24 protein-coding genes, 1 tRNA gene and 2 pseudogenes are annotated in these 24,620 nt (G+C 47.8%); 14 read left to right on the top strand and 13 right to left on the bottom strand.

The genetic code is table 11. The features are described from left to right. Window positions 1-101: 101 nt before the first annotated feature. The 9 genes from hpnD to GKO28_RS04700 all read left to right on the top strand — a co-directional run bounded on the left by hpnD (window position 102) and on the right by GKO28_RS04700 (window position 8,138). The gene (hpnD, locus tag GKO28_RS04735) at window positions 102-938 is read left to right on the top strand and encodes a presqualene diphosphate synthase HpnD (RefSeq protein ID WP_173532222.1); all 837 of its coding nucleotides are present in this window, start codon (window positions 102-104) and stop codon (window positions 936-938) included. After that, the gene (locus GKO28_RS04730) at window positions 935-1,732 is read left to right on the top strand and encodes an FAD-dependent oxidoreductase (RefSeq protein WP_203563920.1); all 798 of its coding nucleotides are present in this window, start codon (window positions 935-937) and stop codon (window positions 1,730-1,732) included. Before hpnD ends, GKO28_RS04730 begins: the two co-directional genes overlap by 4 nt. Further along, window positions 1,702-2,286 carry an FAD-dependent oxidoreductase gene (locus GKO28_RS04725; protein ID WP_203563919.1) on the top strand — a complete coding sequence of 195 codons (585 nt, stop codon included), beginning with the start codon at window positions 1,702-1,704 and terminating at the stop codon, window positions 2,284-2,286. Before GKO28_RS04730 ends, GKO28_RS04725 begins: the two co-directional genes overlap by 31 nt. A gap of 204 nt (window positions 2,287-2,490) precedes the next feature. Then, on the top strand, window positions 2,491-3,252 hold the full coding sequence (locus GKO28_RS04720) for an SDR family NAD(P)-dependent oxidoreductase (protein ID WP_182075522.1): 762 nt from the start codon (window positions 2,491-2,493) through the stop codon (window positions 3,250-3,252). A gap of 259 nt (window positions 3,253-3,511) precedes the next feature. After that, the gene (locus tag GKO28_RS19275) at window positions 3,512-4,654 is read left to right on the top strand and encodes an ATP-dependent DNA helicase (RefSeq protein ID WP_247646376.1); all 1,143 of its coding nucleotides are present in this window, start codon (window positions 3,512-3,514) and stop codon (window positions 4,652-4,654) included. Beyond that, entirely contained in the window at window positions 4,623-5,498 is an 876-nt protein-coding gene (locus GKO28_RS19270) for an ATP-dependent DNA helicase (protein WP_247646375.1), read from the top strand. The genes GKO28_RS19275 and GKO28_RS19270 overlap by 32 nt, the downstream gene beginning before the upstream one ends. Before the next feature lie 17 nt (window positions 5,499-5,515). Further along, the gene (gene mltG, locus GKO28_RS04710; protein WP_307838949.1) at window positions 5,516-6,580 is read left to right on the top strand and encodes an endolytic transglycosylase MltG; all 1,065 of its coding nucleotides are present in this window, start codon (window positions 5,516-5,518) and stop codon (window positions 6,578-6,580) included. A gap of 95 nt (window positions 6,581-6,675) precedes the next feature. After that, window positions 6,676-7,527: a DMT family transporter gene (locus tag GKO28_RS04705; RefSeq protein ID WP_182075521.1), complete on the top strand. Its 852-nt coding sequence runs from the start codon at window positions 6,676-6,678 to the stop codon at window positions 7,525-7,527. A gap of 83 nt (window positions 7,528-7,610) precedes the next feature. After that, entirely contained in the window at window positions 7,611-8,138 is a 528-nt protein-coding gene (locus GKO28_RS04700) for a bifunctional adenosylcobinamide kinase/adenosylcobinamide-phosphate guanylyltransferase (RefSeq protein WP_182075520.1), read from the top strand. Between the two features lie 75 nt (window positions 8,139-8,213). On the opposite strand, the gene GKO28_RS04695 is transcribed toward GKO28_RS04700, so the two are convergent. The 8 genes from GKO28_RS04695 to GKO28_RS04670 form a co-directional block, all read right to left on the bottom strand. Continuing rightward, window positions 8,214-9,698 carry an EAL domain-containing protein gene (locus GKO28_RS04695; protein ID WP_182075519.1) on the bottom strand — a complete coding sequence of 495 codons (1,485 nt, stop codon included), beginning with the start codon at window positions 9,696-9,698 and terminating at the stop codon, window positions 8,214-8,216. Window positions 9,699-9,997: 299 nt separating this feature from the next. Further along, the gene (locus GKO28_RS21135; RefSeq protein WP_282099231.1) at window positions 9,998-10,375 is read right to left on the bottom strand and encodes an aminotransferase class I/II-fold pyridoxal phosphate-dependent enzyme; all 378 of its coding nucleotides are present in this window, start codon (window positions 10,373-10,375) and stop codon (window positions 9,998-10,000) included. Continuing rightward, complete coding sequence (locus GKO28_RS21130; protein ID WP_282099230.1) at window positions 10,347-10,700, bottom strand: aminotransferase class I/II-fold pyridoxal phosphate-dependent enzyme; 354 nt, start codon at window positions 10,698-10,700, stop codon at window positions 10,347-10,349. Before GKO28_RS21130 ends, GKO28_RS21135 begins: the two co-directional genes overlap by 29 nt. Continuing rightward, entirely contained in the window at window positions 10,687-11,067 is a 381-nt protein-coding gene (locus GKO28_RS19265) for an aminotransferase class I/II-fold pyridoxal phosphate-dependent enzyme (RefSeq protein ID WP_247646374.1), read from the bottom strand. The genes GKO28_RS21130 and GKO28_RS19265 overlap by 14 nt, the downstream gene beginning before the upstream one ends. A gap of 88 nt (window positions 11,068-11,155) precedes the next feature. Then, window positions 11,156-12,814 (bottom strand): EAL domain-containing protein, encoded by a 1,659-nt coding sequence (locus GKO28_RS04685; protein WP_182075518.1) that lies wholly within the window; start codon window positions 12,812-12,814, stop codon window positions 11,156-11,158. Further along, entirely contained in the window at window positions 12,811-14,466 is a 1,656-nt protein-coding gene (locus GKO28_RS04680; RefSeq protein WP_182075517.1) for a GAF domain-containing protein, read from the bottom strand. Before GKO28_RS04680 ends, GKO28_RS04685 begins: the two co-directional genes overlap by 4 nt. Beyond that, entirely contained in the window at window positions 14,456-15,040 is a 585-nt protein-coding gene (locus GKO28_RS04675; RefSeq protein ID WP_182075516.1) for a biliverdin-producing heme oxygenase, read from the bottom strand. The genes GKO28_RS04680 and GKO28_RS04675 overlap by 11 nt, the downstream gene beginning before the upstream one ends. A gap of 369 nt (window positions 15,041-15,409) precedes the next feature. Continuing rightward, a tRNA-Leu gene (locus tag GKO28_RS04670) sits at window positions 15,410-15,496 on the bottom strand. Window positions 15,497-15,814: 318 nt separating this feature from the next. Here GKO28_RS04670 and GKO28_RS04665 point away from each other — a divergent pair. After that, complete coding sequence (locus tag GKO28_RS04665; protein WP_182075515.1) at window positions 15,815-16,312, top strand: hypothetical protein; 498 nt, start codon at window positions 15,815-15,817, stop codon at window positions 16,310-16,312. A 459-nt stretch (window positions 16,313-16,771) separates the two neighbouring features. Here GKO28_RS04665 and GKO28_RS21125 read toward each other — a convergent pair whose 3' ends face one another. The 4 genes and pseudogenes from GKO28_RS21125 to GKO28_RS22660 form a co-directional block, all read right to left on the bottom strand. Next, complete coding sequence (locus GKO28_RS21125) at window positions 16,772-17,092, bottom strand: chitobiase/beta-hexosaminidase C-terminal domain-containing protein (protein WP_282099385.1); 321 nt, start codon at window positions 17,090-17,092, stop codon at window positions 16,772-16,774. Window positions 17,093-17,155: 63 nt separating this feature from the next. Further along, window positions 17,156-18,712: pseudogene (locus tag GKO28_RS04660) on the bottom strand (family 20 glycosylhydrolase); the annotation flags it as partial. A gap of 39 nt (window positions 18,713-18,751) precedes the next feature. Beyond that, complete coding sequence (locus GKO28_RS04655) at window positions 18,752-19,006, bottom strand: hypothetical protein (protein WP_182077537.1); 255 nt, start codon at window positions 19,004-19,006, stop codon at window positions 18,752-18,754. Next, a complete protein-coding gene (locus GKO28_RS22660; protein WP_182075513.1) occupies window positions 18,930-19,184 on the bottom strand; it encodes a carbohydate-binding domain-containing protein in 255 nt (84 codons plus the stop codon). Before GKO28_RS22660 ends, GKO28_RS04655 begins: the two co-directional genes overlap by 77 nt. Before the next feature lie 11 nt (window positions 19,185-19,195). Here GKO28_RS22660 and GKO28_RS04645 point away from each other — a divergent pair, with 11 nt between their 5' ends. From GKO28_RS04645 to GKO28_RS22655, 3 genes are read left to right on the top strand one after another with little or no spacing between them, the layout of a single operon-like run. Continuing rightward, a complete protein-coding gene (locus GKO28_RS04645; protein ID WP_182075512.1) occupies window positions 19,196-19,528 on the top strand; it encodes a hypothetical protein in 333 nt (110 codons plus the stop codon). 2 nt (window positions 19,529-19,530) lie between these two features. Beyond that, window positions 19,531-20,253, top strand: a complete 723-nt coding sequence (locus GKO28_RS04640) for an AraC family transcriptional regulator (RefSeq protein ID WP_182075511.1) — start codon at window positions 19,531-19,533, stop codon at window positions 20,251-20,253. A 16-nt stretch (window positions 20,254-20,269) separates the two neighbouring features. Further along, window positions 20,270-20,392: a hypothetical protein gene (locus tag GKO28_RS22655; protein ID WP_374220757.1), complete on the top strand. Its 123-nt coding sequence runs from the start codon at window positions 20,270-20,272 to the stop codon at window positions 20,390-20,392. Between the two features lie 94 nt (window positions 20,393-20,486). Here the strand turns inward: GKO28_RS22655 and GKO28_RS21120 are convergent, their stop codons facing one another. Continuing rightward, window positions 20,487-20,621, bottom strand: coding sequence for a hypothetical protein (locus GKO28_RS21120; protein ID WP_282099229.1), 135 nt, complete (start codon window positions 20,619-20,621; stop codon window positions 20,487-20,489). On the opposite strand from GKO28_RS21120, the pseudogene purL reads away from it, so the two are divergent. After that, window positions 20,620-24,592 (top strand): annotated as a pseudogene (gene purL, locus GKO28_RS04630) (phosphoribosylformylglycinamidine synthase). The gene GKO28_RS21120 and the pseudogene purL overlap by 2 nt on opposite strands. The last annotated feature ends 28 nt before the right edge of the window (window positions 24,593-24,620 follow it).

Below are 24,620 nucleotides of genomic sequence, written 5' to 3'. Positions count from 1 at the left end.
GCGTTGCTTCGCCTTGTCGTACGTGTGTACTGTCTGCGGCTTTGCGCTTTGCGCGAAAACTTTTGCTCAGTGACTTAGTTATTTTTGAATTGGATTTTCTTGTGACACCAGATCAATATTGTGAAGATAAAGCGGCGAAAAGCGGCTCGAGTTTTTATTACAGCTTTCGTTTTTTAAGCCCAGAAAAGCGCATTGCCATTACCGCTTTGTATGCATTTTGTCGTGAAGTGGACGACGTGGTCGACGAAATCAGTGACGAAGGCGTTGCGCGAACGACGTTGGCATGGTGGCGCAATGAAGTTGACCAAATGTATGCCGGCTCGCCGCAACATCCGGTAACTCAATCATTGTGGCCAGCGGTCCAAGCCTATGATTTACCGCGTGAATTGCTGCTTGAAATTATCGACGGCATGGAAATGGATTTAAATCAGGCGCGATATAACAGCTTTAAAGATTTGCATCTGTATTGCTATCGCGTTGCCAGCGTCGTTGGGCAATTGGCGGCGATGATTTTTGGTTTTACTGATCGTAAAACCTTAAAATACGCGCATGATTTAGGGATTGCTTTTCAGCTGACCAATATTATTCGCGACGTCGGTGAAGACGCCCGCCGCGGCCGGATTTATTTACCGGTGGATGAATTGCAGCGCTTTAATGTGCCCGCTGCTGACATTATGAATTACCGTGAAACGGCTGAATTTAAAGCTTTAATGAATTTCCAAATTGATCGTGCCGAACAATATTACGATCAAGCCATCGCTTTATTACCTGAGTGCGATAAAAAAAGTCAGCGTACTGGCTTGGTGATGGCGGCGATTTACCGCGCTACCTTGGCCGAAATTCGCGCCGATGGCGCGCAAAAAGTACTTAATCAACGCATTAAGCTGACCCCAATTCGCAAGCTCTGGCTGGCTTGGAAAACATGGTGGTTTGCTTGAGCGTAACTAGTGCAAAGCATCATCCTGGGGTGAAAACCGTTGCTATTATTGGCGGCGGTTATGCGGGTATGGCGGCGGCGGTGGAGTTAGCGGCGGCGGGCGTGTCGGTCACGGTGTTTGAGGCTGGCAAAGTGCTCGGTGGCCGGGCGCGTCGGGTGGCGCGCAGTCATCAGGTTGGGGCGAGCGCCGTGGATAATGGTCAGCATTTATTGATTGGTGGCTATAGCGAATTATTGCGTTTAATGGCGCAATGCGGCGTGGATTTATCTCGCGTCTTTTTGCGCTTGCCGATGCGTTTGCAAGTCGATCCCGGTTTTGTACTGGCCTGCCCACGGTTGCCAGCACCCTTGCATTTGGTTGTGGGTTTATTGTTGGCTAAAGGCTTATCGTGGGCTGAGCGTTGGGCCTTAATTCGCACCATTCAGATCACAAAATGGCGGGGCTGGCGTTTAGCGCAAGACATCAGCGTCGCTGAATGGTTAAGTCATGAGCGGCAACCGGCGAGTTTGGTCGCTAAATTTTGGTCGCCGTTGACCTTGGCGGCACTGAATACGCCGCTGGAGCTGGCCAGTGCCCAAGTGCTGCTTAATGTGTTGCGCGATAGTTTGGGTGGCGCCCGCGCTGCGTCTGATTTATTGTTGCCGCGTTGTGATTTTAGTCAGTTATTTCCTGAGCCTGCGGCGCAGTATATTGAGCAGCATGCTGGGTATTTAAAGCTAGGCCATAGAGTAAAAAGGCTGTTGGTAGATACCCAAGGTTTTTATTGGATGATGCTGAGCGATTTGACGCGGTGATTTGTGCCACGCCACCACATCAAGCGGCGAAAATTTTGCCTACGATCCCGGCGCTCAATGCTTTAAGCGCGCAGTTGGCCGTTTGGCAATATCAGCCGATTGTGACGGTGTATTTGCAATATGCCGCCGAGATTAAACTGGCTACGCCGATGCTCGGTTTGGCTGATGCGTATTCGCAATGGGTGTTTGATCGCGGTGTGAGTCACGCGCAGCATGGTTTGATTGCGGTGGTGATTTCTAGCGAAGGGCTGCATAGCGGCTTAAGTCATGATGAATTAGCCACGGCCGTGCAAGCTGAATTGCACCAACGCTTAGGCCTGCCCGATTTAGTGTTGCGCCAACAAGTCATTAGTGAAAAACGTGCGACGTTTGCCTGTACGCCTAGCTTGCTTCGGCCTGACAATAAGACTGATGTGGCGGGTTTATTTTTGGCGGGTGATTTCACCGCTGATTTAGCCGGACAAGGGCGCGGTGAATACCCCGCGACTCTCGAAGGCGCAGTGCGTAGTGGCGTTAAAGCGGCACAGCAATGCCTGCAGTATTTGCAACGCTAGAATGTCGCGCAGATAAAGCAAGCGTCAACCCCACGCTAACAATCCATGATGAATTTGCCGTGGTCGGCCTAGACCCACTTCGGCGGAATTGATTGCAACGATGAGCCGAGATCTCAGTGTATTTTTCGGTGCGCCGCTGGCGAATTAAGTAGCACTTTAAGTAATCACACTTCAAGCCGTTTGGCTGATGATTAGGAATAAAAAATGGCAGATTGGAAATCAGCAAGCATTGCAGCAGATGCATTTAAAGATCGAGTGATTCTCGTAACGGGTGCGGGTCAGGGCTTGGGCGCAATGGCCGCTATTGAGTTGGCCAAACTCGGCGCGACGATTATTTTATTGGGCCGTAACGAAAAAAAACTCAGCCGTACTTACGATGCCATCGAAGCGGCTGGCGGGCCGCAGCCTGCGGCCGTACCGCTGGATTTAGCCAAAATGGGTGAAGCTGAGCTCAATCAATTGGGCGTACTGATCCAAAAAGAATTTGGTCGTCTAGACGGCATTTTGCACTGCGCCAATGGTTTTAATCATTTGTCGCCACTGGCTAATCAAAAGCTGGATGAATGGGTGGATATGTTCCGCGTGAATGTGGCCGCGCCATTTGCGCTGACGCGGGCGTTGTTTCCGCTGTTGCAGCAATCGCCCGATGCCGCGGTATTGGTTTTGGGTGAAACCCATGCCTTTGAGCCCAATGCGTATTGGGGCGGTTTTAGCGTGAGTAAAGCCGGGCAAAAAAACTGGGTTGAGATTGCTGCATCCGAATGGGAAAACATCCCGAATGTACGGATTAATTTACTGGTGCCCGGCCCGATTCAATCGCCATTCCGTTTGGCAACGCATCCTGCCGAATCGTCGGAGAATCTACCTCTTGCCAGTGATTTATTCCCAGCGATTGCGTATTTATTAGGCGGCAATAGCACCGGTCAATCTGGGCAAGTGGTGTTTTTTCAAGCGCAAAAAAATTAACACTGGTGCTGAACTTTTGCCAATAGCGACACTCTGAACAAGGGTAGTGAGCAATGCGATAGATGGTGTTGGTTTAGGTTGAATAGATCTGCGCTAATGCGATGTGTATTGTGTTTTTCATCTCTCCCTGTATTGATTGGCCCCGCCGCGTGCGGGGCTTTTTTTTTGCCCGATGCCATATTGAAATTGACCACGTTGATTCAAGCGTCAGCAGCGCCTAGCTACGGTACAATCGATCATCCGATGTTTTGAGCTTTCCATGACTCTTGAAGAAGTTTTTGCCGATGACGGCCCGTTTGGTGCTGCTTTTCCCGGCTATAAATTGCGTCAACCCCAGCTAGAAATGGCGCAAGCGGTTGAACGCACGATTGAAGCGCGTGGGCAATTGATTGCCGAGGCAGGCACCGGCACCGGTAAAACCTTTGCCTATTTAGTGCCAGCACTGTTGTCAGGTGGCAAAGTGATTGTTTCAACCGGCACCAAAACCTTGCAAGATCAGTTGTTTAATCGCGACGTACCGAGCGTTCGCGATGTGCTCAAAGTACCGGCGATTATTGCGCTGCTGAAAGGGCGCTCCAATTATGTGTGTCATTACCATTTGGCGCGTGCCGAGCATGAAGGGCGCTTTATGCGCCGTGAAGACATCGCCGATTTACAAAAAGTAAAACGCTACGCCAATACCACCGGCTCTGGTGATAAAGCCGCTTGCCCTGGGGTAGCCGAAGACGCGCCGATTTGGGCGCAAGTGACTAGCACGCGCGATAATTGCTTAGGGCAAGACTGCCCCAATCACAAAGAATGCTTTGTGCTCAAAGCGCGTAAAGACGCCCAAGAAGCCGATATTGTGGTGGTGAACCATCATTTGTTTTTTGCTGATGTGTGGCTAAAAGACGAAGGCGCGGGTGAATTACTACCGGCATGTAATACGGTGATTTTTGACGAAGCACATCAGCTGCCTGAAGTCGCCAGTTTGTTTTTTGGCGATACGCTGACCAATGGGCAAATCATCGAACTGGCACGCGACGCGCGCGCCGAAGCTTTAGTGGTGGCCAAAGATTTTGTCATGCTGCCCAACGCCGCCGAAGCGCTGGAAAAATCAGTCAAAGATGTGCGCTTAATTTTTAAAGACACGGTGCGCTTACCGCAGCATGAGCTTAAAGAAAAATTCCCGAGCTTTTTTAGCCAGCTGGTTGAAATGACCGGGCATATTCAGCATTTAACTGAGTTACTCGCCAAGCAAGCCGAGCGCGGTGAAGGGCTAGAAAAATGCTATAAACGCGCAGCTGAAATGTTGGCCTTAGTCGAAAAATGGCAAAAATCAGATTCAGCCGAAACCGTGCATTGGCTTGACGTCACGCAGCATGGTTTTTTTGCTGCATATTACCCCGCTCAATATCGCTGATTTATTCCAAAAACAAGTCAATCTCAATCCACGCGCGTGGATTTTTGCCTCGGCAACGTTGGCGGTGAATCATCACTTTACCCATTTTCAGCATGAGCTGGGTTTATGGTCAGCCGAGACCGCCACCTGGGATAGCCCATTTGATTACAAGCAGCAGGCTGTGCTGTATGTGCCGCAAGACATGCCCCAGCCTAATACTGCCGAATATACCCGTGCGGTGGTTGAGAAAGCTTGGCCTTTATTGCAAACCACTCAGGGCCATGCTTTTTTGCTGTTTACCTCGTTGCGCGCCATGCGTGAAGCGCATGAAATCTTGCTTGAAAAACTCAAAGCGGCTGGCTTAGATTGGCCGGTGTTTTTGCAAGGCACTGGCTCGAGAACTGAATTACTCGATCAGTTTCGTAAAGAGCCGAACGCGATTTTGGTCGCCAGCCAAACCTTCTGGGAAGGCATTGACGTGCGTGGCGAGCAATTGTCTTTGGTGGTGATTGATAAATTACCGTTTTCGCCACCCGATGATCCGGTGCTTTCAGCCAGAATGGAGCAGCTGACCAAAGCCGGGCGCAGCCCGTTTATGGATTATCAGCTGCCCAATGCCACCATTACGCTCAAGCAAGGCGCAGGGCGCTTAATTCGTGATGAAAGCGACATCGGTATCTTAATGATTGCCGATTCGCGCCTCGTTGAAAAACAATACGGCAAAATGATTTGGAAAAGCCTGCCGCCGATGTATCGCTCGCGCGACTTGGCCAATGTGCAAAAGTTTTATGCCGTGCAACGAGAAAAAGCGCGCACTAACGACGTCGATGGTGATATGAGCACCGCCGAAAATCAACATAACTGACCCTAAGGTAAAACGCAGTGGCTGCACCAACACCCTATAAAAAGAAACCTAATCTCTACCACAAGAAAGCAGTAAATAAACCCGTATCGTTTTGGGGGCGCTTGTTTGGCTTACTGATTTTTGGCTTTTTTGCGGCATTGGTGGCCGGTGGCGCATGGTTTTATAGCTGGACCCAATCAGAGCAGCCCAATCCGCCGTCGCATTCGGTGTTAATTGAGCCCGGTGGCGTGAATGCAGTTGCCGCGCAATTGGTGCAGCAAGGGGCAATCGATTCTGCGCCATTATTTATTTTGCTGGCGCGCATTTCTGGGCAAGACGCCAGCATTAAAGCCGGCAGTTACGCTTTAAAATCACCGATGTCGCCTTGGCAATTACTTAAAAAATTAGCCAAAGGTGAGGTTGATTTACAAATGTTTAGCATGATCGAGGGCTGGAATTGGCGCGATCTACGCCGCGCGCTCAACGCTCATCCTAATTTAAAACACGATACAGCGGGCATGAGCGATAGCGAAATTTTGGCCGCGCTCGGTATTAGCGCCGCATCGCCCGAGGGCTTATTTTTCCCCGATAGTTATCGCATCGATAAAGGCAGCTCAGACCTCAAGCTATTGGCGCGCGCGCATCAATTAATGCAAACAAAACTCGATGCCGCATGGGCTAATCGTCACCCTGATTTGCCACTTAAATCGGCCTACGACGCGCTGATTTTGGCGTCCATCGTTGAAAAAGAAACCGGCAAAGCAACCGATCGACCGATGGTTTCGGGCGTATTTATTAATCGTTTACGTAAAGGCATGCGTTTACAGACCGATCCTACGGTGATTTATGGCGTTGGCGAAGCATTTAAAGGCGATATCACCAAAGCGCATTTGCGTACCGATACGGCTTACAACACCTATACTCGTGCCGGGTTGCCACCGACGCCGATTGCCATGGTGGGTGAAGCAGCACTGATTGCCGCGACGCAACCAAGCAGCACCAAGGCATTTTATTTTGTCGCCAAAGGCGACGGTTACTCGGCGTTTTCCGAGACCTTAGAACAACACAATGCGGCAGTGCGGCGTTACCTAAGCAACAAATAAGCCGGCGCTGTGTAAAATCGCAATTCAACTTTGCTGGGCCGACTAAGGGGTAACAATGAAACCGGTTTTAAAAGGCCATTTAATGGTGTTGTTTTGTGTTTTTGGTCTGGGGCGTGACCTTTGTTTCCACCAAAATCTTATTAGACTTTCGCAGCCCAGTTGAAATTGCCCTTGATCGTTTTGTCTTAGCCTACGCCTTATTGTTTTTAATGCATCCGGTGCTTAAAAAACCGCAATGGCGTGAAGAATTGTATTTCTGTGGCCTAGGTTTATTTGGTGTGACGCTGTATTTTTTAACTGAAAATATCGCGCTGCAATATACGCAAGCCTCCAGCGTGGGTTTACTCGTCTCATCTGCGCCATTACTCACCGCATTTTTTGCCCATTTCACCACCCATGACGAAAAACTCAGTCTGCGCTTAATTGTTGGCTCTTTGATTGCTTTAGCAGGCGTGGCTTTAGTGATGTTTAATGGCAGCGTGATTTTAAAACTCAATCCACTGGGCGATATTTTGGCTTTATCTGCGGGCGCAGCGTGGGCGATTTATTGCTTATTGCTCAAGCGGGCAGGGCAGCGTTATGGGTATTTATATTTAACGCGGCAAGTGTTTTTTTACGGCATCGTTACCTTGCTACCCGCCGCGTGGATCATGGGTTACCGTGTTGATTTGGCTTTGTGGCTCAATCCATTACAAGGCGGCAATATGCTGTTTTTAGGCATCATTGCCTCGGCGCTGTGCTTTGTGGCGTGGAATAAAGCGCTGGGTATCATCGGCGCGGTGAAAGCCAGTAATTATATTTATTTAATCCCGATGGTCACTATGCTCACGGCCATTATTATTTTGGGCGAGCGCATCACCGCCGTTGGTGCCGCAGGCGCAGTTTTAATTTTGCTAGGGGTATATTACGCTGAGCATGGATTTAAATTGCCTGCAGCTAAATACTAGCTAGAAAATAGCGCGGTTGAATTGCCTAATTCGACGCCTCGACGCCATTTTTTTGCCGCCAACACATCTATAGGTCGGTTTATATGCAATTGATTTTAATTAGTGGTGGGCAAAAAAGCGGTAAAAGCCGCTACGCAGAACAACGCGCTTTAGCCCTCACTGCGCGGCCAGCGTATTTGGCCACGTCGCGCGCGTGGGATGATGACTTTGCCCAGCGAATTGCACGGCATCAAGCGCAGCGCGATGCGCGCTGGGTCAATTTAGAGCAAGAGGTTGATCTGGCAGCGCATGGCTTTAGTGGCGAGGTCATAGTGCTTGATTGCATTACTTTGTGGCTCACCAATTTATTTACCGATTGCGCTTACGATGGCGATGCAACGCTGCTTGAGGCACAAACCCGCTGGGCTGAGTTTATTGCCAGTACGCCACAAATCGTGATTGCCGTCGGCAATGAAATCGGCTGGAGCTTACACGCCGAAACGCAGATGGGCCGCCATTTTGTGGATTTACACGGTAGCTTTATGCAGTGGGTGGCAGCGCAAGCCGTGGAAGTGGTGTTGATGGTGGCAGGGCTACCTTTGTCGGTGAAGGCGCCTTCATCCAAGGAATGAATTGTTCGTATCGCCAAATAGCGATTTAGCAAAGAAAACGCCGTTAACGTGAGTTGACGGCGTTTTTATTCTGACTTAGTGAAAGTATGGAAACTGCGCTGAGTTTACGGTATTAAATTTAAACTGCGCCAACAGGGCAATCGGTAAAGGTTTAGAGAAATAAAACCCCTGCAAATAATCAATGCCCAGTATCGCTAGATAATCCGCTTGATCTTTACTTTCTACGCCTTCGGCAACGACATTTAAATTGAGTTGTCGTGCCATATCGACCATATTCGCGACAATAATTTGATCTTTTTCTCGACTGACAATGTGATCAATAAAGCTTTTATCAATCTTTAAATAATGAAATGGAAAGCGGCTTAAAGAAGCTAGCGAGCTATGACCAATACCAAAGTCATCAATCGCCACCATAATGCCGGCCCGTCCCATTTCTTGAATGATTTTATTGGCCAAATCAGGGTCGCTGACTAATCCTTCTTCAGTCAATTCAATCACCAGTTGATAATCAAGATATTTTAATTTTGCATTGAATGCAAAAATGGCATTAAGCATAGACTGATCATTTAATTGCTGTGCGGTGATATTAATCCCAACCCGTGATTGTGCTGGGATAGGTTTTTTAGCTAAATCGTTTTCTACTTGCTCAATGATGCTCAGCATGATTGGCGTCAGTAGACCTTGTGCTTCGGCTTGTTGAATAAATAAAACTGGGTTTAATACGCCAAGCGTTGGATGTTGCCAGCGCGCGAGTATTTCTAAGCCACAAATAGTATTTTTCTGACCAATGACGGGTTGGTAATACGGTATAAATTGTTGCTGCTGGATCGATTCGATGACTTGCTGGCGAAAGTTATTTTTTTCTCCGAGTCGTTGCCAAATCCAGCGACTGCTCCAAGCCAGAAAAATCATGCCCAGTAAGATGGCCAGCGGTAAATTTGTTTCAATATATTTTCGTAACTGAAAGTGATTATGTTCCGCAGTGACTTGAACCGGCAGCTGATTCAGCGAAACTAAAGTGCTATCGTTTTTGGCCTCGGTGAGTGGCGTTAATACAAAATCATTGCCTTGATTCACGAGCTGTAAATTACCGACTTTGAGCGTAATGATTTTAACCCGTAATCCCATCACCAGTTGCAAAATATCTTTGTAATATTGTGAATCCAGTACGCCGATAAGTACGCGACCATTATCCAGTTTGCGATAAATAACTAAGGCTTCTCGATCTGAGATTAAACTTTTTTCATGCCAAGCAATTCCGCTGGCTCGCGTGGCGCCGTCACTAATCAGTGTTTGTATCGGTGAATCTATTTGGCCGAGCGCATGGACCGATGAGCAAAAAATACGCTGAGTTTGGCTATCTGCAATATAAATCGCGCGAAAGTAAGGCGTGGCTGCACTGATTTTTTGTAAATCTGCGTATAAATCTTGGCAAGGTATTGTTGGACTTAAAGCGATTTGATCCAGCACAGCATAGGCATTGTGTAAAGACTGCTCGATCATCGCTGAGCCACGTTCAGTGAGCAATTGAATCGATTGCCGCGATTGATAGCTCGCCACTTGCCAGACCAAGAGCGCAAGGAAAATAGAAAAAAACCTAGGTTGCATCCTGCAATTAATAGGATGCGAAACGCTTTAGAGCTCCCAAACATAGGCTTAACAAAAAATGAATTCATGGGACTTGTCTATTTGACCTATTCGGGATGTGATTACTTAGTCTCGATTATTTATTAGATATTTCTAATATAAAGGATTGATATAAGGTCGGTGGTTCAAGAAAAGTAATATTTTAATACCAAACGGACTAGAGCCAGTGCAAGATTGATCGCAAACTTACACTGACTCTGATGGTATTCAAATTATGCGTTTAGAATGGTGTGCAATGCTGCAATCAATGCTGCGCTTTCGGCCTCGCTGCCGATCGAAATCCGCAAAAATTGCGCAATGCGCGGCAGTTTGAAGTGGCGAACTAAAATCGCGCGCTCGCGCAGTGCTTGTGCCAGCTCAGCCGCATCTCTTTGTGGATGAGATGCAAAAACAAAATTGGCGTGTGATGGCAACACCTCAAATCCCAATTGGCTTAATTGCTGGGTGAGGGTATCTCGCGTAGTGTTAATTGCCGTGCAGGTTTGATTGAAATACGCCGTGTCTTCGATTGCAGCCACGGCACCCGCCAGCGCAATGCGATCGAGCGGATAGGAGTTAAAGCTATTTTTTAACCCGCTCCAACCCTGCAATTAAATCAGCATGGCCAACGGCAAAGCCAACGCGTAGGCCCGCTAGCGAGCGAGATTTCGACAACGTTTGCACCACCAGCAAATTATCAAACCGGTTTACCAGCGCAATCGCGCTGGTGCCGCCAAAGTCGATATACGCTTCATCGACCACCAGCACTTGATTGGGATGTGCTTTTAATAGCGCTTCGATTTGCGCTAGCGGCAGCAAAATACCCGTCGGCGCATTGGGATTAGGGAAAATAATCGCGCCACCGCCGGTGTAATCATTGGTGTCGATTTCAAACGCGTCGTTTAGCGGCACACTGCGATATTCAATGCCATACAAGCCGCAATACACCGGATAAAAAACTGTAGCTAATATCGGGAAATAATAGCGGTGCATCGTGCTTGAGCAGGGCTTGAAAGGTATGCGCCAGCACTTCATCCGAGCTATTACCCACAAAGACATTCGCGCGCGTAATGCCATCGGCGTGATGAAAATTTGCCACCGCGTCTTTAAGCACATCGCCATTGGGGTCAGGATATAGCCGTAATAAATCATTCACCGCAGCCTGCATCGCGTCGATGGCTTTGGGCGATGGGCCATATGGGTTTTCATTGGTATTGAGTTTGATCAGATTGGTGATTTTAGGCTGCTCGCCCGGCGTATACGGCGTAAGGGCGTGAACAACAGGGCTCCAAAAACGGCTCATGGCTTTGATCTTTTGACGTGGGCAAAAGCTGATTTTACCAAGATCACGTTGAATGGGAATGCCAGTTTCATGCGAGTGAAAAAAGTTTTTATTTTAAATTGCTTTCATCGCATTCAATCGGGTTGTATTTTGCGATGGCCGACGCGTTGATAAGGTGCTCAAAATCAGTCATTTTCATTGGTTGACCAAATAAATAGCCCTGATAAGTAAGGCAGCCCATGCTTTCTAATAGTGTTTTTTGCGCTTGGGTTTCTACCCCTTCGGCAATGACGGTTAAACAAAGATTTTTGCCTAATGCAATAATGGTCGATGCAATCGCGGCATCTTTGGGATTAGTTAATATATCTTGGATAAAAGACTGGTCAATTTTTAATTGTTCGAGTGGCAAGCGTTTTAAATATGAAAGAGAAGAAAAACCAGTGCCAAAGTCATCGATTGAAAAGGCCACTTTTTGTTTGCGGATGGTATTCATTTTTTTGATAACGCTTTCGGTGTTGTCAAATAATAAACTTTCTGTGATTTCAATTTTAAGTCGATTTGGATTAGTTTGATACGTCGCGAGTAATTGCTCAATTTCATGCTCAAAACTAGGTAGCCCAAATTGCTTGGCACTGACATTCACCGATAGAGTGAGGTGTGCGAATAAAGGATCGATTGCCCAACGTGACAGATGTTGACATGCTTGTTCCAGCACCCAAAACCCCATTGGTAGGATTAGTCCGGTTTCTTCGGCTAAAGGAATAAACTCAGCAGGAGCAATCAAGCCTTGCGTGGGGTGTTGCCAGCGAATTAAAATTTCGGCGCCAATGTAATGACCTAAATGATTCACCTGTGGTTGAAAATAAAGAATAAATTGTTCCCGAACTACGGCGTGGCGCAATTCAGTTTCTAGGGTAATTCGAGTTAAAACGGCTTTTTGCATTTCCGGGTCAAAAAAGCGGTAGGTGTTTTTTCCGCCACTCTTAGCTTGATACATTGCGGTATCGGCGCGTTTGAGTATTTCTTCTGCGCTTAAGGTACAACCTTGAAATAGCGAAATGCCAATGCTTGGACTGCAACGATGTTGAATCACCGATTTGATCTCGATTTCATTTGGCATTTGAATATTAAACTCATGAATGAACTGCTCTACAATTTGCTTGGCAATCCACTCTAAATCTTGTGCCGCATGCGATTCATCGGTATTCAGCTCATCCAAAATAAGCACAAATTCATCGCCACCCAAGCGGGCCACCGTATCGCCTTTTCTAACTATGTGAGTAAGTCGTTTAGCGACTTCTTTAAGTAGCCAATCTCCTGCATCATGCCCATGAATATCATTCAGTGATTTGAAATTATCTAAATCAATTAAGATGAGCGCAGCATGTTTGCCCGATCTGGCGCTGCCCAAAAGGGTTTGGCCTAGCCTATCGAGCATGAGACGGCGATTGGCGAGTCCAGTTAGCGGATCATAAAAAGCCAGTTTTTCAATTTCATGCTCTGCCGCACGTTTTTCGGTCACATCAATTGATACGCCAAGCAAATGAGTGGCATCGCCTTTTTTATTGGTGAGGGCGATTTTTCGCGTTAATAAAGTTTTAATTTCACCGTTGCGGGTGCGGATGTCTTCGGTGTTAATTTCCACGACGCAAGTTTTGGCTAAAATTTGACGATCACTTTGAATAAATCGTTCTGCTTGTTCTTGCGGAAATAAATAAAAATCATTTTTTCCAATGATATCTGCTTCTTGAATGCCAAAAAAAATCACAACCTGCAGGGTTGAGGAGGCTGAAGCTTAAATTGTCGGCATTTTTTTAAAGTAACTATCGCTGGAATATGTCGAATAATTGACGACATAATTTCTTGCGTTTGTTCTAATTGCTCGGTTACTTCATTTAATTCATGTTCGTTTTTTTCTAGCTTGAATATATATTCAATTTGATTGAGTAGCGCTGATCCAAAACGTTGCGCAATCATAATTTGGGCCGGCAGCCATGCTTGGGCACGCCCTGGCCAGACCTGTACCCATTCAGAAAAAGACGTTCTGGGGAGCAGTCTGTGCGAGCCATCGCTTGCATGAATGTAGGTTTTATTGGGCTTGCCAGCCCAGTGAATGTGACGAGGATGTTCAGACCGAAACCACAGCACATAGCTGCCATTGCGTAATGGAAAAGGGCCAGCCAAAACCCCGGAAACGAGATGCTGGTAGGCTTTAGCGGGTTCAAAGCGCAAGCTCAGATCATCACAGGCAAAGGCTTTGTCACCTTCTTGAGTATGCAGCCACTGAATTAATGCTTCGAGTTCAGCCGGTTCCGGTACCTTACCAAAGTGATGACGCTTGTCGTTTAAGGATAAAACCACGCCATCGGCAGTCATTAAATGTTGAATTTCTTCTAGAATCTTGTCGGGTATACCTTGTTGTGGCAGCCATAAAAATTGCGATAATTTACCAAATAAAAGAATGATTTGTTCATCAAGCGAAAATTGTTCTAATACTTGATCTGAATTTAAATGTTCAGAAACTAAATTTCCGATTAATTCGCACCTCAGCATGGCTTGGGTGCTTAATATTTTGGGTGTTTTATGGTGACAAGTAATCAGTCCCCATAAACGTTGATCTTGTAACAAAGAAATAGATAGAGAAGCCGCAACGCCCATGTTTTTTAAGTATTGCAGATGAATTGGTGATAACGATCGTAATTGAACGTAGCTTAAATCTGGCGTTTTATTGGCATCGGTGGATAAAATTGGGACTTGATCCGCATCGACATTCGCCACATAACGAATGGTATTTTTAGTATAGAGCTGTCTGGCTTGCGCTGGGATATCGCTCGCTGGAAAGCGAGAGCCCAGATATGAGTCTGAGGTATTGTGGCAGTTTTCTGCGATCACTTCGCCATCCCAATTGCTATCAAAGCGATAGATCATCGTATGGTCAAATCCGCTAATTTCTTGAATATACTGCGCTAATAAATTGAAGTAATCAGAATGATGGGTCGTTCTATTGATGGATAGTAGCTCATTAATTGTACTTTCAATTTTTAATTGATTGTCTTTTTCAATTATATTGGGTGTTAATTCGATATATAGACTGTCGTCATGAATCGATGTGCTGATATTGAATTTATATTTATTTCCGATGGATATATTTTGATGGTGTTCGGCTGTTTTTTTATCTTTAATCAAGCTCAATATTGGCTGTAGTGCCGATATGTGCTTAATGTTTTTACCCAGTAATTCATTAGGATCTAATCCGAAAAAATGCTCGGTGTTGCTACTCACGTGGATGAACTCATCGTTTAGATCTAAAACCAAAAAAATGCCATGATCTTGTATCGAACCAATTAAATGAATCGCCTCAGTTGCACATTGGCGCAAGGCTTGCTCAAATTCTGGTGTACTTAATGTTTTATTGGGCATAAAAATCAAGACCTTTATTAAATAAGCCAAAGGTCTGTGATGCTGCAGCGGTGATTTCTGTTGTGGCCACAATCGGATGGCTGGCTAAAAAATTTTGGTATTCAAGCCAGTATTTCGAGGTATTTAAACCATAGGCATTAAAAAAATGCCCAGCAAATTGCGGGCTGATACGCAGCGTTTTTTGTAAACAAGCGCTAATAACGCGGGCTCCTAAGGTTGAGCCCTCAAGCACATACGCCGCACCGAGCCATTGCTCGGGTGTGGTGATGATGCCCGACGTTTCATTGGCGAGAGTGGGGTGGCTCATCGTGGGCGGCGATTCAAGATCTTTTAAATCGGCTTGTAACCACGGCAGCTTATAGCGCGCTTGATAATCAAAATCGAGATTAAATTGGCTTTGTCTTTGCAAAAGTACGGTTTCAATGGCGGAGTAGATTTCATAGTAAGCTTTTAATAATTGAATATAGCGTGCCAAAGAATACCCAGACTGGGTAATCCCTTTGAGTAGGGGGTGTTGATGCAGGCGTGAGTGTTGTTTACGAGTTTTTAATTTTAGCTGTTCTAAGATCATCATCTCAACCCAGGTTTGCTTTCTGTTTGCTTATGTTAGTACTGTTTTTTGGTTTAAGCTCCGCGTAAATACAAAAAGAATGACATCAAGTCCTTCTTGCCTTGAATCAGCGCTGGGTATAGATATTCAGTCTATTTTTTGACAGTAAATTACGCCGCAATCAGCGCCAAAACCGCAGCAACTAGAGAAAACAATATCCATACTTGGTTGTTAAGGTGTCGCCTGGTGGGAGCATGGTATGTGTCGATGAAGTGATGGGACAAAAATGTAGTAGGGGGCAGGAATGGGGGCAGGTTTGGTACTGGCTGTCTTGGATGCGATAGACAACAAAAAACCCCGCAAAGCTAAGCTTGTCGGGGTTAATGTTTTTTGTGGTGCGCAACACGAGACTCGAACTCGCACGCCTGTAAGGGCACAGCGACCTCAACGCTGCGTGTCTACCAATTCCACCAATCGCGCACTACATACTGAACTGATTGCTCAATTCAGTGAGGTGGCGAATTCTAGCTAGACTTAGGGCGTTTGTAAACCCCTTTGCGCTAAATTTTTGCCGTGGGTTGAGTAAATATTTGAATTAACGCTAAAATTTTTTCTCTCAGGTTGACTGACTTTGCCGTGTAGCGATTTTATTTTGTTTGCTTTGAGATGGGGGGCTGTGCAGGTGGGCGGTTTGATTGCATTTTTGTCATGGGATGTACTTCAGACTTGATGCTAATTAAAAGGGGCGTCACACTGCTGAGATACACTCTTTTGTAAATCGAAAGCTAGGAGCATTAAATGAGCAATAAAAGTCGTTATAAAGTCGGTGCCCGTGCCAGTAATCGTTTACCTGAGGCATTAAAGTCGAATGAAGGAATTCGTCAGGCGCTAAAGGCGGTGGAAGGTCATTTCCCCATGGATTTGTATGTGGATGATTTGGAGTTAGAATTATTGCAAAAGTCATCACGTACATTAAGCCGTTTTTTAGTGCCGGGCAGCAAGATTGATATTGCGATTCAATTTGCTCAATTGTGCGAAATTTCAAGCGACTTGTTTAAAGAAGTAAAAGAAATTCGCAAAAAAATTAAGAGCATTATTAGCGATAATGAAGATGAGCTAGAAAGCAATCACGTTGGTGCTTTGCAATATGTGGGTGAGTTTCGCTCTGAAATGGGCCCAGCGTTAGCCAATTCGATTGTATTGCGCCGGTTTGCTAATTTTGTTGATGCGGTCTTGTTGGCGCAGATTCAATATTCGGCCGAAAACGTTGAAATTGAATTGTTCATTTCTGAATAAATTAAATTGGCTGTTTGAATGCCTATGCCCCATCGATTGATGGGGCTTTTTTATGCGCGATGCTGCGGCTGTGTCGTTTTGTATAGATACATTGGATTATGTTTGGCAGATTGTTACTTGACCATGAGGCTAACAAGACGCGCGGTGCCATCAGCCTGAATGCGTGAAGCAAAGCGTGCAATAGGGCGGTGGCGGTTAATAAAGCGGCAAGTGGGGCGCGTATTAGGAACACTTAACTCAGTTAAGTTCATGGGTATGTTGCTGTGAATCATGTAATAAAAAGCCTGTATTGATATACGTATGTATTTTTTAACTGATATCGGCGAGCTATTCGTCGCCTTTGAACAAGAGTTTGATGGCCAGCTGTCAAGTTCACAGCAAGAAAACGACGGGGAATGATTGAATTTCGACGCAAAAAAAGCCCCGCGCCATGCGGGGCCTAAGCAGAATGCGACTGGTTTAGTTGACTACAACCGTGGCGCTCTTGCGATTGCTGCTGCTAAAGGTAGCCAGCTTCACGCCCGTAAAGCCAGCGGCTTGGCTGAGCGCCGCGTAATCGAGCGCGCCGGTGTAGGGCGCTGATTGTGCGGTGGGTTCACTGCCATCAACGGTGTAGCGGATGGTTAAACCCGGTGCTGAAACATTGGCGAGCAATTGGCCGTTTTCCACTTTCGCGCCCGGCAATGGGATGCGGTAGCCGTAGCCGCCTAAAAATCCATCTAAGCGCGCTAGTTCACGTTGGCCAAGCCGATTGGCAAATTCATTCCAATCCGCATCCATTTTGGCTTGGCGCTGGTCTGCATCGGCGATCAAAGTCCATTTTGGATCACGCGCCCAAGCGCGCTCGGCTAAAGCCATCATGCGTGGCATGGCGAGGTATTCCAAACGGGCGGCATCACGGATGTTTTCAGCCCACAGCTGGCCTTGAATCCCGATGATATTGTTCACCCCAGTTGGCGTTAACCGTACTTTGCTGGCGATTTTTTCTTGATCGAGCGGGTGGCCCATTAAATCGACCGTGGCGGTGGTGAAAATATCCAAGGGGCAAAATTCAAATGCGCCACGGGTTTCGATAAAGCCCCCCCAGTAGTAGCCAGGCTCGGCAGGGTCTTTGCAATAGGCCAAGTCAAAGTACAAATTGGTCACATTGGATAACACGGTTTTATAACCGGCATTGGCCAATTGATAGGCAAAGTCTTCTTGGCCCCAGCCCCAAACGTTGTTCCATACGTAAGGGCGGAAGTTGGCATTCACAAACTCTGGATTTGGCCCATGGGTGTGCTCGCCATTGACTTCTTTTTTGACTAAGGCGATTTCTTCCCAGCCACCAAACACCAAACCGTATTTTTTTAATAAATCACGGTAACGGGCGAGGAAGTAATTTTGCAGTTGAACGATTTGCGTCATGCCTTGCGTTTGCATAAAGGCTTGGCAAACCGGTGATTTTTCCCAGGCGCCGTGCGGCACTTCATCGCCACCGGTGTGCATCGTGGTTAGCGGCGCGCCAGCTTCAAGGTACATCGCTTGTAAATCATGCAGTACTGTTTCGATAAAGTTGTAGCAAGACTCTTGGGCGATGCAGATCACATTGTCGTGCCACAATTGCACTGATTCATAGTCGGATGCATCGTCAAAGTCGCACAGCAAATATTGTTTGGCGGCGTCGGTTTGACCTTGTGCCATCAAGCGGTGGTAGCGCAAGTTCATCGCTTTAATTGCCGCACGGGCATGGCCGGGTACGTCGATTTCTGGCACGACTTCGATGTGGCGCGCGGTGGCAAATTGCAAGATTTCGATAAAGTCGGCGCGGCTATAAAAACCACTACCGGCTGGATTGCTCACATCACCACCAGAGCCAAAGCACGGTACTAAATGATCGGTTTCCGTTTGGGTAAAGCCACGTTGGCTGCCGATTTCGGTGAGTTCTGGCAGGCTAGGGATTTCTAGGCGCCAGCCTTCATCGTCAGTGATATGGAAATGAAATTGATTCAGTTTATACAGTGCCATGCAGTCCAGTAGTCGCAAGACACTGTCTTTGCTGCTGAAATTACGGCCAACGTCTAAATGCATGCCGCGATACGCAAAGCGCGGTGCGTCAATAATTCGGCAGCAAGGTACATTAAGTACTGCTTGCGGATTGAGAAAGGCAGCTACCGGCAAGAGTTGGCGCAGACTTTGCAAGGCATTAAACACACCGTGCGCGCTCGCGCCGGTAATGATGATTTCGTTGGCGTTAATCTGTAACGAATAGGCTTCGTTGGGCGCCAATGAGTCACTGACTGTGACCGCGCCGATTTGCAACACAATCGCTTGGCTGCCTGTTGGGCGAATAGCGGCTTGCTGTAAATACACGCGGCTCACATCATGAATCGCCGCGCGCAAAAAGCGCGCTTCGGTGGCTAATTGGCGCTGTGAACAATCAAGGTGTCTTTATTAATACTAAATTTCACCATTGAGCCATTCGCTCGACAATGGGCTGGGGGTGATTTTACCGACTTGCTCGATGGGTAGTTGATGCAAATCTTTATTGTGTTCAAACGTCAGTGCAGGGGTGCTCAGTGGCACTAAATCATCGGCTTTGCGATGGCGTTGCTGCTCGGTCACAAACGGTACAATCTCAGGATCGCCAATGGTTTCGTGGTAAGCGTTCTCTTGACCATCGTTGTAAACAATATAAAAAAACCAGTGGCGCATCGGTTTCGGCAATCACCCAATACAGGCCTTCATAGGCAAAGGTGCGCGATTCGCCCGGGGCAACCGCAGCAAAACCCGCCTTCGGCGCTAGACGCCAAAAGTCGCCGTTAATATGCGTGACTTCAACGTCACCGCTGACGGTTTCGGGTTTGATTTTGCGGCAAGTATTAAAATACAAAGCCCAGCCTGATGTCGGCAAAGTTTGATCAGAGAGAGATTGACGAGGCGAAGCTCGGCAAGAAAATTATCGCCGTTATGGGCATTGGTATGATTGGCCCATATCAATTTGAGGTGTGCGCCAGCTGGATTGCTCATTATTTTAACTCTCCCTTTGCTTGGTTGAAGTGGGTCTTTTGCCCATCCGACAGTGTAAAAGCGCTGCCAGCACAATGCGAGCATTGCCGGTGCGCTGTCGTTCAGATGATGCGACAACGCACCAATAGTGCAGTTATACCGCGACTAGGGCTGATTTTATCTGCTATTAGCTCAATAAAGTATATGATTGGCTCAAACGAGAGGTGACGATGCTCATTAGAGAATGGATTGGCAATTCGCAAGGCCATGCATGGCGCTTAAACCATCATGTGGCCGAGCATATTCCGTTTAATTATCACTTTCACCCAGAATATGAGCTGACATTGACGCTAGGTGCCGGCGGGCAACGCCATATTGGGCATGATATAGAAAGTATCACTGAATGTGATTTGGCCTTGGTCGCGCCCAATCAACCGCATAGTTGGCAAGCGCCGGCACGCAGCGATGGTGCCGCGCTGGAATTACAAGTGGTGCTGTTTCGGCTTGATTGGCTGGTGGCATTGACTGAGCACGGCATGCCAGAATTACGCCATCTGTGCCAATGGCTGGCGCAGATTCGGCAAGGGGTGGTGTTTAGTCCGGCATTTACCCAGTTGCTGGCACCGCGTTTGGCGCGCCTACATGAATTAACGGGCGTCAAGCGCTTGATTGCGGTGCTGGATATTTTGTCTGAATTAGAAAAAGATACCGCCGCGCGCTTTATTGATTGCGAAGTCGCCCAATTGGAGCCTGATCGCCGCTTAATTAAAGCCATGACGCATTTACAAAGCCATTATCTGCAATCGGTCACTTTGGGTGAATTGGCCGAAGTCGCCGCATGCAGTGTGACGACGCTCAAGCGCTTATTCTTGCAACAAATGAAATCCAGTTTTAGCCAAGAGCTAATGCGTTTGCGCATCGCCCCATGCCAGCCATTTATTGCTGACCACTGATCGCGGTATTGATTGGGTGGCCAATCAAAGTGGTTATCCGTGTTTAAGTCATTTTTATCAGCAGTTTAGTGCTCGGTTGGGGCTGAGTCCGCGTGCTTTTCGTCGTCAGGCCAAAATTAAAAACCAGCCAATTGGCTAAGCAGAGGCTGCAATTGCCGCCGCTGATCGTCTGTTCTCGCCTTGGCAAAATTCCAAAGAAACTCGGTAGCCTGATTGATCATGCATGGGTGACGTCAGCTCGATTGCGCGTTGGTTAATGCAATCTGGGCGTATAGGCGTGGAATTCCTTGCTTTCTTTCTCCTAAAGAGGGTGATTTTTCGGTATAATTACGTACTTTTTGCCACATTTCTGGGTTAATTTCAAACATGGCCAATGTGCTCCAACTACGCGGCGGTACCGCGCTTTCACCGTTCCGGATTGAAAAATTATCATCGGCACTTGCTGCGCAAGGCGTTGCGGTTAATTTGTACGCCGAATTCTGGCACTTCATTGAGCAAACTCAGGATTTGAGTGAGGCCGATACCGCAATCTTGGCGCGAATTTTGAGCTATGGAGAGCCTGCTCAAGTCGATTTGGCGCAAGGTACGCCAATTTTGGTCTTGCCACGTTTGGGCACGATTTCACCTTGGTCTTCTAAAGCGACGGATATTGCCTTGCATTGCGCTTTGGCCGGTAAGGTGGCAAGAATTGAGCGGGGTATCGCGGTTTATGCCAGCAAAGCCGATGGTTCTGCTTTGTCGAGCGCAGAAAAAAATATCCTGCTGCCGTTGATTCACGACCGAATGACTGAACAAGTGTTTGATGGCTTGGCGGCGGGCCATGAATTATTCCGTCACTTTGAGCCAAAACCACTCGAAACGGTTGATGTATTAAACGGCGGTAAAGCGGCACTAGAAAAAGCCAATGGCGAGTATGGTTTGGCTTTGTCTGACGACGAAATTGATTACTTGGTGGAAAAACTTCACCAAGTTAGGCCGTAATCCAAGCGATGTGGAATTAACCATGTTTGCGCAAGCGAACTCGGAACATTGCCGACATAAAATCTTTAACGCGAATTTCATTATCGATGGCCAAGCGCAAGACTACAGCTTGTTTGGCATGATTCGCGAAACGCATAAAGCCGCGCCGGAAGGCACTGTGGTGGCGTATTCGGATAATTCATCGGTGATTGAAGGCGCGTTAACTGAACGTTTCTTCCCAGCGGCCATGTCAGAAAATGGCAGCGCTGAATATGCTTTCACGCAGGAAGAAACGCATATTTTGATGAAAGTGGAAACCCACAATCATCCAACCGCGATCTCGCCATTCCCAGGCGCAGCCACTGGTTCGGGCGGTGAAATTCGGGATGAGGGCGCAACCGGTCGTGGCTCAAAACCGAAAGCCGGTCTGTGTGGCTTTACTGTTTCAAATTTGTTGTTACCCGGCCATGTTCAGCCGTGGGAAACGCCGTACGGCAAACCTGATCGCATCGCCAGCGCGCTCGATATTATGATCGAAGGCCCAATTGGTGCGGCAGCGTTTAATAATGAATTTGGTCGCCCAAATCTAGCCGGTTATTTCCGTACCTTTGAACTTGATTTCAACGGCGAGCGCCGTGGTTATCACAAGCCGATTATGATTGCCGGTGGTTTGGGCAATATCAGCGCCTTGCACGTGAAGAAAAATGATTTACCTGATGGCTCATTGCTGATTCAACTCGGCGGCCCGGGCATGCTAATCGGTATGGGCGGCAGCGCTGCTTCGTCGATGGAAACCGGCTCAAACGCGGCTGATTTGGACTTTGATTCGGTGCAGCGCGGTAATCCAGAAATGGAACGCCGTTGCCAAGAAGTGATTGATCGCTGCTGGCAAATGGGTGGTAAAAATCCAATTCAATCGATTCACGACGTTGGTGCGGGCGGGATTTCGAATGCCTTCCCAGAATTGGTGAACGATGCGGGTATGGGCGCGGTCTTCAATTTACGTAAAGTAAATATCGAAGAGCGTGGCATGGCGCCGAAAGAAATTTGGAGCAATGAGTCGCAAGAACGTTACGTACTCGGCATTCATCCGGATGATTTGCTGACCTTTGAAGCGATTTGCGAGCGTGAGCGTTGCCCGTTTGCGGTGATTGGTCGCACCACCGATGAGCGTCAGCTGACAGTTGAAGATCCGTATTTCGACAATAAACCCGTCGATATGCCGATGGATGTGTTGCTTGGCAAACCACCAAAAATGACGCGGGATGTCACGCGGGTTGCGCCAGAATTGCAAACTTTTGATTCAGCGGCGCTGGATTTAAAAGAATCGCTCTACCGCGTTTTGGCTTTGCCATCCGTGGCCGACAAATCGTTCTTGATTAATATCGGTGACCGTACTGTGGGTGGTTACACCGCGCGCGATCAAATGGTTGGCCCGTGGCAAGTGCCGGTGGCGGACGTTGCAGTCACTACTATGGGGTATAACACGCTACGCGGCGAAGCCATGGCGATGGGTGAACGTACCCCCCTTGCTTTGATTTCTGGCCCAGCATCTGGCCGCATGGCGGTCGGTGAAGCGTTAACCAATATTGCCGCTGCGCCAATTGCTAAATTGTCCGACGTTAAATTGTCAGCTAACTGGATGGCGCCTGCCGGTCATCCGGGGGAAGACGCCAATTTATACGATACCGTCGCTGCCGTTGGTTTGGAATTGTGCCGTCAACTCGGCGTGTCGATTCCAGTTGGTAAAGACTCGTTGTCGATGAAAACAGTATGGAATGATGGCGAAGCAAAAGCCGTCACTGCGCCGCTGTCATTGGTGATTTCGGGTTTTGCACCCGTGACCGACGTGAGCAAAACGTTGACGCCGGTACTCAAAGACGTTGAGTCTGATTTATTGCTGATTGATTTGGGTACTGGCAAGTGCCGTTTAGGTGGCTCGGCCTTGGCTCAGGTGTATCGCCAAGTAGGTAATTTTGCCCCTGATGTGGTGAGTGTGGATCACCTGAAATCGTTCTTTGCAACGGTTCAGCAATTGAACGCCGATGGTAAGTTGCTGGCTTATCACGATCGTTCTGACGGTGGCTTGATCTCTGCTGTGTCAGAAATGATGTTTGCTAGCCATTGTGGCGTGACACTGGAAATCGACGAACTCTGTATCGAGCGTCGTTTGCGTCAGCGTCAACAAGATGAAATTTCATCCGATGACATCGAGCGCGCCGAAAACGGCCGGGTGATGGGCGTGTTGTTTAACGAAGAACTTGGCGCAGTGATGCAAGTGCGTCGCTCCGATACCGCAGCGGTGATTGCGGCGTTTATGAATGCCGGTTTGGCAGGTGAGTTGCACGTGATTGGTTCGACCAACCATGACGACAAGCTTAAAATCAAAAAACGCAATCGTTTGTTGTTGGATGAAACACGCGTCAATTTGCAACGCGCTTGGAGCCACACTAGCTGGCAAATCCAACGTCTGCGCGACAATCCAGCATGCGCCGACGCTGAATACGCGCGCATTGGTGATAAAGCCGACAAAGGCTTGTTTGCTAAATTGAGTTTCAATCCGGCGGAAGACGTTGCAGCCCCGTATATCGCCGCTCCATATATTAACGGCGGCGCAAAACCCCGCGTTGCGGTATTGCGTGAGCAAGGCGTGAATGGTCATGTTGAAATGGGCGCGGCGTTTACCCGTGCGGGTTTCGCAGCGGTTGACGTGCACATGAGCGACGTGATTGCCGGCCGTGTACAACTGGCTGACTTTAATGGTCTTGCTGCTTGCGGTGGTTTCTCGTACGGCGACGTATTGGGTGCCGGTGAAGGTTGGGCGAAATCGATTCTGTTTAACGGCGCAGCGCGTGAACAATTCGAAGCGTTCTTTAATCGCGCTGATACCTTCGGTTTGGGCGTGTGTAACGGTTGCCAAATGATGGCCAATTTGTCGGGCATTATTCCAGGCGCTGAGCACTGGCCGAAATTTACCCGCAATCAAAGTGAGCAATTTGAAGCGCGCTTGGTGATGGCCGAGGTGATGAAATCACCATCGCTGTTCTTTGCCGGTATGGAAGGCAGTCAAATGCCAGTGGTGGTGAGTCACGGCGAAGGGTTTGCTAATTTCAGCCAGCAAGGTGATAAAGCCAAGGCATTGGTGGCGATGCGTTACGTGGATAGCCACGGCAAGGCAACGCAAACTTACCCGATGAATCCAAATGGCTCGCCCGACGGCATTGCCGGTGTAACCACGCCAGATGGCCGCTTTAGCATTATGATGCCGCATCCAGAACGCGTATTCCGCACGGTGCAAAACTCGTGGCATCCGGAAGACTGGTCAGAAGACGGCGCATGGTTGCGGATGTTCCGCAACGCGCGCGTTTTCCTCGGTTAATCCGCTCGGTAATTACTACGATGACAAG

The sequence above is a fragment of the Deefgea sp. CFH1-16 genome (assembly GCF_016881365.1).
Lineage (GTDB): Bacteria > Pseudomonadota > Gammaproteobacteria > Burkholderiales > Chitinibacteraceae > Deefgea.
This window is presented reverse-complemented; position numbering and strand designations above follow the sequence as displayed.

Excerpts from the sequence above, each read along its gene's own strand:
- GKO28_RS04720 (WP_182075522.1), top strand. The coding sequence starts at position 2,491 with ATGGCAGATTGGAAATCAGCAAGCATTGCAGCAGATGCATTTAAAGAT.
- GKO28_RS19275 (WP_247646376.1), top strand. The coding sequence starts at position 3,512 with ATGACTCTTGAAGAAGTTTTTGCCGATGACGGCCCGTTTGGTGCTGCT.
- GKO28_RS04700 (WP_182075520.1), top strand. The coding sequence starts at position 7,611 with ATGCAATTGATTTTAATTAGTGGTGGGCAAAAAAGCGGTAAAAGCCGC.
- GKO28_RS19265 (WP_247646374.1), bottom strand. The coding sequence starts at position 11,067 with ATGAGCCGTTTTTGGAGCCCTGTTGTTCACGCCCTTACGCCGTATACG.
- GKO28_RS04680 (WP_182075517.1), bottom strand. The coding sequence starts at position 14,466 with ATGCCCAATAAAACATTAAGTACACCAGAATTTGAGCAAGCCTTGCGC.
- GKO28_RS04675 (WP_182075516.1), bottom strand. The coding sequence starts at position 15,040 with ATGATGATCTTAGAACAGCTAAAATTAAAAACTCGTAAACAACACTCA.
- GKO28_RS04665 (WP_182075515.1), top strand. The coding sequence starts at position 15,815 with ATGAGCAATAAAAGTCGTTATAAAGTCGGTGCCCGTGCCAGTAATCGT.
- GKO28_RS21125 (WP_282099385.1), bottom strand. The coding sequence starts at position 17,092 with ATGGATGCGGATTGGAATGAATTTGCCAATCGGCTTGGCCAACGTGAA.
- GKO28_RS04655 (WP_182077537.1), bottom strand. The coding sequence starts at position 19,006 with ATGCGCCACTGGTTTTTTTATATTGTTTACAACGATGGTCAAGAGAAC.
- GKO28_RS04645 (WP_182075512.1), top strand. The coding sequence starts at position 19,196 with ATGTCGGCAAAGTTTGATCAGAGAGAGATTGACGAGGCGAAGCTCGGC.
- GKO28_RS04640 (WP_182075511.1), top strand. The coding sequence starts at position 19,531 with ATGCTCATTAGAGAATGGATTGGCAATTCGCAAGGCCATGCATGGCGC.
- GKO28_RS21120 (WP_282099229.1), bottom strand. The coding sequence starts at position 20,621 with ATGTTTGAAATTAACCCAGAAATGTGGCAAAAAGTACGTAATTATACC.